Below are 358 nucleotides of genomic sequence, written 5' to 3'. Positions count from 1 at the left end.
CGTGCACCTTCTGGCGTGACGTGGGACGGCATCAACTGGGCCAAAGTCCAACGGCATGTAAGAGGGCTGCAGACGCGTATTGTGAAGGCGTCACAGGCTGGCCGCCACAGCAAGGTGAAAGCCTTGCAATGGCTGCTGACCCACTCGTTTAGCGGCAAAGCTTTAGCCGTCAAGCGGGTGACTGAAAACAAAGGCAAGAATACCGCCGGTGTGGACAAGGTCACGTGGAAAACACCGGTGGCAAAGACCAACGCGATTGGGTCGATGAAGAGGCGGGGTTATTCGCCTCTTCCGCTTCGAAGAGTTTTTATTCTGAAGAAGAATGGAAAACAGAGGCCGCTCGGCATACCGTGCATGA

General features: G+C 55.3%; 1 protein-coding gene. It reads left to right on the top strand.

Going from position 1 to position 358, the window contains the following annotated elements:
- Positions 1 to 358: reverse transcriptase N-terminal domain-containing protein (locus tag P0D89_RS54295; RefSeq protein ID WP_408371592.1), on the top strand; the 358-nt coding region annotated here is incomplete at both ends.

The sequence above is a fragment of the Paraburkholderia sp. RL18-085-BIA-A genome (assembly GCF_046027075.1).
Lineage (GTDB): Bacteria > Pseudomonadota > Gammaproteobacteria > Burkholderiales > Burkholderiaceae > Paraburkholderia.
This window is presented reverse-complemented; position numbering and strand designations above follow the sequence as displayed.